The following is a 5264-nucleotide window of genomic DNA, read 5'->3' as shown; positions in this document are numbered from 1 at the left end:
GTGATCCGCTCGTAGGCTGACATCCTGATCGCTCCGCATCGGCTGCAAAGCCGCTAGGCTAGCTGCCATACGTGATCGGGACATTTCTATCTGGCTGGATCGCGACATTACTATTTGGCCGTAACAGAGGTGGAGCGCGGGCAAAAGGGGGGCAAGTGGTGCCGGTGAAGCTGTTTTTCCAGGGCAGTATATTTTTAGGTATGCAGAAAGCGCCACATGGCGCTTTCTGTTCGAGCCTCAGATGCGCGGCATCGATCGTCTACGGCCAAACAGATGCGTAGTCTCAGTTGGTCGCTTTGACGTTGGATGCTTTATCTGGCTGACGCCCTTCCTGTGCCAGCGTTTCATGCATCTCTCGATGCTGCTGGAGCGCCGCCTGGCTATCGCGGAAATCTTGGTTGTGCGAGATCGAGCGCTCGCTGCCGTCTGCGGCATAGCTGAGGTTCGCAACGGCGAGGGTGGCGGCAAACAGGGCAATTTTAAGGAACGTCATGGTGTTTCTCCTTCTAGAGTGCAGCGTGGGTATGAGAGCCACTCTAGAGGGGCGCGGCTAACGCCAGGATGAGCCGCGCATTACAATCCTGTCATCCTGCCGGGGGCTGTTCGCGACGGCGCAGGACGCTGTGGTAGAGCGCAGGCAAGACCAGCAGTGTCAGGGCAGTGGAGGACAGGATGCCGCCGATCACCACGGTCGCTAGCGGGCGTTGTACCTCCGCCCCGGTGCCGGTGGCCAAGGCCATGGGAATGAAGCCCAACGAGGCCACCAGCGCAGTCATCAGCACCGGCCGCAGGCGGACCAGCGCGCCCTCGCGCACGGCGATATCCAGCGGCTTGCCCTCCTCCAGCAGGCCACGGATGAAGGAGACCATCACCAAGCCATTGAGCACTGCGACGCCCGACAGTGCGATGAAGCCCACACCGGCCGAGATCGACAAGGGAATGTCCCGCAACCACAACGCCAATACCCCGCCCGTCAAGGCGAAGGGAATGCCGGTAAAGACCACGAGGCCGTCGCGCAGATTGCCGAACATCATGAACAGCAGCACGAACACCAGCAGCAAGGCCACCGGCACCACGAGTTGCAGGCGGGCGGCGGCGGCCTGCAACTGCTCGAATTGGCCGCCCCAACTGGTCCAGTAGCCTGCGGGAATTCGCACCTGGTCCGTGATGGCGGCAGTGGCATCCGCCACGAAGCTACCCAGGTCCCGATCGCGCACATTGGCACTGACGATCACCAGGCGCTTGCCGTCTTCTCGGCTGATCTGATTCGGCCCCAGCACCGTTTCCAGGCGCGCCACATCGGCCAGGGGAATGAACTCGACGCGGCCTTCCACCGCTGGCAATGGAATGGGCAACCGCGCCAGCACCGCCGGATCGCTGCGCAGGGTTTCCGGGAGGCGGATCATCAGATCGAAGCGGCGATCGCCCTCGAAGAGCGTGCCGGCCTTGCGTCCGCCGAGCGCCGTGGCAATCACATCCTGGATGTCGCCGACATTGAGGCCGTAGCGTGCGGCTCGCTCACGATCGATCTGCACACTCAGCAGCGGCAGCCCACTGGTCTGCTCCACCTTCACCTCGGCAGCGCCGGTGACCTTCTGCAACACCCTGGCGATGTCCGCAGCGGTCTTGTTCAGCACCGCCATGTCATCGCCGAAGACCTTGACCGCCACATCGCTGCGCACCCCGGAAATCAACTCGTTGAACCTCAGCTGGATCGGTTGCGACAGCTCGTAATTGCTACCGGGTACACGCGCAGCCGCTGCTTCCAGCTCAGCCATCAGCTGCTCGCGAGACTTGCCTGGATCAGGCCACTGCGCCTGCGGCTTGAGCATCACATAGCTGTCGGAGATGTTCGGCGGCATCGGATCCGCGGCGATCTCGGCGGTGCCGGTCCTCGCGAATACCCGCTCCACCTCGGGTACCTGATCCAGGATGGAGCGCTCCAGGCGTTGCTGCATATCCACCGATTGCCCCAGGCCGGTACCGGGCACCCTTAGCGCCTGCAGCGCGAAATCACCCTCGCTCAAGCTGGGTACGAATTCACTGCCCAGGCGCAGCGCCAGCAGCACCGTCAGCACCACGCTCAGGCCAGCGCCGGCGAACACCAGTGGCCGCCGGCGCATGGCTGCATCCAGCGCGACGGCATAGCCGCGCCGCGCCGCGCTCATCAGTCGATTGTCCTTTTCCTGCACGCGACCCGTGACGAACAGCGCCACGGCCGCCGGGACGAAGGTGATGGACAGCAGCATGGCGCCCACCAAGGCGATCACCACGGTAAAGGCCATGGGATGGAACATCTTGCCTTCCACACCCGTCAGGGCGAACACCGGCAGATAGACCACCATGATGATCAGCTGCCCGAAGATGAGGGGTCTCCGCGCCTCGCGGGCGGCGGCGAACACTTCCTGGAAGCGCTCCCGGCGATCGAGCGCCCGACCGTGCCGTTCCTGGGCATGAGCCAGCCGGCGAATGGCATTCTCCACGATCACCACGGCGCCATCGACGATGATGCCGAAGTCGAGCGCACCCAGACTCATCAGGTTGGCGCTGACCCGATTCGCGGCCATGCCGCTGAAGGTGAAGAGCATCGACAGCGGGATCACCAGCGCGGTGATCAGCGCCGCGCGCAGATTGCCGAGGAAGACGAAGAGCACGGCGATGACCAGCAGCGCACCCTCCACAAGATTCTTGCGTACCGTAGCGATCGCCTTGTCCACTAGCGTGGTGCGGTCGTACACGGCGACCGCCTGCACGCCTTCCGGCAGGTTGCGGTTGATCTGCGCCAGGCGCTCGGCCACTGCCAGGGCCACCTCGCGGCTGTTCTCACCCACCCGCATGAAGACGGTGCCAAGCACCGCCTCTTCGCCATTTTCGGTAGCTGCTCCGGAGCGTGACTCCTGCCCGACCCCGACCGTGGCCACATCCCGGATCCGTACCGGAGTACCGTCCACGGTAGCGAGCACGATGGTGGCGATATCCTCGACGGAGGCGAGCTGCCCCGGTACCCGAATCACCAGCTGCTCCCCGGCGCGCTCGATGAAACCGGCGCCGACATTGGCGTTGTTCCGCTCGAGCGCCATCGCCAATTGCTCTAGGGTGATGCGATAGCCTGCCAGCCGTTTGGGATCGGGCGCGATCTGATACTCCTTGGCATAGCCGCCAATGGTGTTGACTTCCGCCACCCCGGGCACGGTGCGCAACTGGGGTTTGACGATCCAGTCCTGGATCTCCCGCAGATCGGTGAGCGTATAGGCTTCGCCGTCAGCGCGGCGCGCCTGGGGCGCGGCCTTCACCGTCCAGAGGAAGATTTCCCCAAGCCCCGTGGACAGCGGACCCAGGTTGACCTCCACACCCTCTGGCAGGGCTTCGCGCGCACCCTGGAGGCGCTCGCTCACCTGCTGGCGAGCGAAGTACAGATCCGTCCCATCGGCGAAAATGACGCTGATCTGGGCAAAGCCCGAACGCGACAACGAACGGGTCCGGTCCAGTCCCGGCAGGCCGGCCATGGCTGTTTCCAGCGGATAGGTGACCCGCTGCTCGACCTCCAGCGGCGAGGCGCCCGGTACTTCTGCATTGATCTGCACCTGGACGTTGGTGATGTCCGGCACCGCATCGATGGGCAGGTGGCGATAGCTGTAGATCCCGAGTGCAGCGATGCCGAGCGTGGCAAGCAGCACCAACCAGCGCTGCTCAATGGCGAAGCGAAGAATACGTTCGAACATGATGCGCCCTTAGTGGGAGTGCTCGGCCGAGCCCTTGCCCAGTTCCGACTTGAGAATGAAGCTGCCGCGGTCGGCCACTACCTGGCCGGCGCTCAAGCCCTGACGAATCTCTGTGCGCTCACCGTCCCGGACCCCGGTGACCACGGGTGTCGCCTGAAAGCCGTCTGCCGTCCGGACGAACACCACGGTGCGATCCTCCACGACATGCACGGCGCCATTGGGCACGCCAAGTACCTTGGCCTGTCGCTCGTCATCGAGCCGCACCGTAACGAACAGACCCGGGCGCCAGGCGCCCGCCGGATTGGCTAGGGTGACGCGCGCGGTCGCCGCCCGGGTCTGTTCGCCCAGCAGATTGCCAACATGCGCCACGGTGCCCTCGGTGCGGCTATCCAGCTCACCCGCGAGTACCTCCACCTTTCGGCCAACGGTGACTCGATCGAGGTCACGCGCAGGAACGGCGAACGTGGCCCAGACGCGGGACAGGTCGGTGAGCGTGAAGAGGTTGCTGGCTTCGTCCACCCGCTCACCCAGGACCAGGTGCTTCTCCACCACCACGCCGTCGAAGGGCGCGCGCAGCTGGTAGCGACTGCCGCCCTGAGCGGAGGCTGCTCCACCCAAGGCCTGTGCTTTTTGACGGGCGTTGCGTACAGCAATCTCGGCTTCCTGCAGTGTCTGCCGCGCCTGCAGTAGATCCTGCTCGGCGCTGATCCGCTCCTGCCAGAGGTTCTGCTCGCGGGCATACAGGGTGCGCGCCAGTTGCAGCCGCTGCTGCGCGGTCGCCAGCTCGCTGCGCACCTCGGAAAGCTGCTCGCTGGCAATGACTGCTAGCACCTGTCCCTTGCGCACCCGGTCTCCAAGATTCGCCTTCACCTCCTCGACGACGCCGGGCGTACGGGACACCACGTGAGCGGTACGATCTTCATCGAAGCGAATCTCGCCCGGAAGACTCAAAGAGGCGCCAACGCTCACCGGCGTGACCACCTGGGTTTCGATGCCGGCTGCTCGAATCTGCTCTGCGCTCAGCTCGACTTCGCCTTCGGCATGCGTCTCTTCGCCGTCGCCATGGGCGCCCTCGTTCGCGTCATGGCCGTCTTTGCCTTCGTCCAGATCAGGGCGAGGCTGGGTCGCCTCAGCCTTGGCATCTGCCGATTTCGTTAGGGGGGCAGCGGGTTCGGGGTGGTCGTGACCGGTACCCGCCTGAATGGTACTGAATGGCAGCCCACCGCCAATTACTGCAATCAGCAGCGGCCGCAGCAGTCTCGGCCTGAATGAAGTCATGGTCATGCAAGAACTCCGCACCCGATTTATTACCGGGATCTGTAGCGTCATGGGGAGGTGAAGAGCGGGCCGTGGAGGCGTTCGAGGCGGGCCCAGGCATTGATCTGCGCACGTTGAGAGAGCAGGTACTGCCCCCTAGCGGCAATGAGGGCGCGCTGGGCTTCCAGCACATCCAGCTGGGCAAAACGTCCCAGCGAGAAGCCGCGAGTTAGGTCATCGACCGTACGCTGGCCCGCCGGCAAAACCCGGTTGCGCAAGTCGTCG

The 5264-nt window shown here is 64.3% G+C and carries 3 protein-coding genes and 1 pseudogene; all 4 read right to left on the bottom strand.

The window, feature by feature from the left end:
* Nucleotides 1-283 precede the first annotated feature (283 nt).
* A complete protein-coding gene (locus CFE50_RS22620) occupies nt 284-493 on the bottom strand; it encodes a hypothetical protein (RefSeq protein ID WP_007162516.1) in 210 nt (69 codons plus the stop codon).
* Nucleotides 494-584: 91 nt separating this feature from the next.
* Nucleotides 585-3722, bottom strand: a complete 3138-nt coding sequence (locus CFE50_RS22615) for an efflux RND transporter permease subunit (protein WP_007162515.1) — start codon at nt 3720-3722, stop codon at nt 585-587.
* Between the two features lie 9 nt (nt 3723-3731).
* Nucleotides 3732-5000, bottom strand: coding sequence for an efflux RND transporter periplasmic adaptor subunit (locus CFE50_RS22610; protein WP_371099833.1), 1269 nt, complete (start codon nt 4998-5000; stop codon nt 3732-3734).
* Nucleotides 5001-5047: 47 nt separating this feature from the next.
* Nucleotides 5048-5264, bottom strand: a pseudogene (locus tag CFE50_RS22605) (TolC family protein); the annotation flags it as partial.

Source organism: Pseudomonas sp. PGPPP4 (assembly GCF_002256045.1).
In the GTDB taxonomy this organism is placed as follows: domain Bacteria; phylum Pseudomonadota; class Gammaproteobacteria; order Pseudomonadales; family Pseudomonadaceae; genus Chryseomonas; species Chryseomonas oryzihabitans.
This window is presented reverse-complemented; position numbering and strand designations above follow the sequence as displayed.

Bases quoted from the DNA above. Each gene is read 5' to 3' on its own strand.
- CFE50_RS22610 (WP_371099833.1), bottom strand. From the start codon at position 5,000: ATGACTTCATTCAGGCCGAGACTGCTGCGGCCGCTGCTGATTGCAGTA.
- CFE50_RS22620 (WP_007162516.1), bottom strand. From the start codon at position 493: ATGACGTTCCTTAAAATTGCCCTGTTTGCCGCCACCCTCGCCGTTGCG.
- CFE50_RS22615 (WP_007162515.1), bottom strand. From the start codon at position 3,722: ATGTTCGAACGTATTCTTCGCTTCGCCATTGAGCAGCGCTGGTTGGTG.